The organism is Bacillus siamensis KCTC 13613, from assembly GCF_000262045.1.
Taxonomy (GTDB): Bacteria; Bacillota; Bacilli; order Bacillales; family Bacillaceae; genus Bacillus; species Bacillus siamensis.
The window spans coordinates 1-1,242 of the sequence record NZ_AJVF01000017.1; the positions used below are offsets into that span (position 1 = coordinate 1).

Below are 1,242 nucleotides of genomic sequence, written 5' to 3' on the forward strand. Positions count from 1 at the left end.
CTCTTCAGCGCCGATGGTAGTCGGGGGTTTCCCCCTGTGAGAGTAGGACGCCGCCAAGCTTTTTGTTTTATCTACCATGTTTTTGTTTATGAAGCTTATAATATTCCGCAGTAGCTCAGTGGTAGAGCTATCGGCTGTTAACCGATCGGTCGTAGGTTCGAGTCCTACCTGCGGAGCCATTGCTTCCATAGCTCAGCAGGTAGAGCACTTCCATGGTAAGGAAGAGGTCAGCGGTTCGAGCCCGCTTGGAAGCTTATCTAAATACGTTGATCTGAAGCAGTTTCCGCACGTTATGGAACTGTTATTTTTGTATTTAAATAGGCAAAGACCCTGTTACTGCTCTCCGCAGAAATCAAGGTAAAAATATAACAGCAGCCTTCTTAGGAAGTCTGCTTTCTTCATTTTCAAAGAGATATGGCTCCCGTGATATAAATAGCATAATTAGGTTAACTTAATTGTATGTATAATAGATCTAATCAGTTTAATTTCTTGAATGGTCAAGTTCTGATCCAGAGAACGAAGTTTTCTTTTTTGCAGCCTTAGGTTAGTACAGATTATTATTAAATTTTTAAACGGTATTGACTTTTATCAAAACCCTGATATAATTACTTTTGTCATAATGCACTGTATGAATTTCCGGATATGCTTTTGCTTTAGATTAAGCAGAGAGCTACACCGGTTGGAGCATAACTGAGTTTTCCTTTTTTCTGATGCTGTTGTTTTTATTTTAACAGTTCATTATTTCTTGCGGAAGTAGTTCAGTGGTAGAACATCACCTTGCCAAGGTGGGGGTCGCGGGTTCGAATCCCGTCTTCCGCTCCATTTATTTTTGCGCCCGTAGCTCAATTGGATAGAGCGTTTGACTACGGATCAAAAGGTTAGGGGTTCGACTCCTCTCGGGCGCGCCATAATGCACTTGAAATCGGGAAGTAGCTCAGCTTGGTAGAGCACATGGTTTGGGACCATGGGGTCGCAGGTTCGAATCCTGTCTTCCCGACCATTCTCAAACTTTAAATAATGTACTGATTATATTTTTTCTCTTTATTTTAAAAAACACTTGATTTATAGAGAGATAACATGGTATATTATTATTCGTCGCTGATGAACAGCAGACAAAACAAAAAGCTTCGAAAACGACTTAAAAAAAGTTGTTGACATAAAAGAAGCTGAGTGGTAAGCTAATAAAGCTGCTTCAACAAGCGGTAATGATCTTTGAAAACTAAACAAGACAAAACGTACCTG

General features: G+C 40.2%; 5 tRNA genes. All 5 read left to right on the forward strand.

The annotated features are described in order from the left end of the window. Nucleotides 1-104 precede the first annotated feature (104 nt). The 5 genes from Y79_RS0105530 to Y79_RS0105550 all read left to right on the forward strand — a co-directional run bounded on the left by Y79_RS0105530 (nt 105) and on the right by Y79_RS0105550 (nt 1,000). Nucleotides 105-179 (forward strand) — tRNA-Asn (locus Y79_RS0105530). 2 nt (nt 180-181) lie between these two features. Next, nucleotides 182-254 (forward strand) — tRNA-Thr (locus Y79_RS0105535). Nucleotides 255-747: 493 nt separating this feature from the next. Then, nucleotides 748-822: transfer RNA gene (locus Y79_RS0105540), tRNA-Gly, on the forward strand. A 9-nt stretch (nt 823-831) separates the two neighbouring features. Then, a tRNA-Arg gene (locus Y79_RS0105545) sits at nt 832-908 on the forward strand. Between the two features lie 15 nt (nt 909-923). Beyond that, nucleotides 924-1,000, forward strand: a tRNA-Pro gene (locus Y79_RS0105550). Nucleotides 1,001-1,242 lie beyond the last annotated feature (242 nt).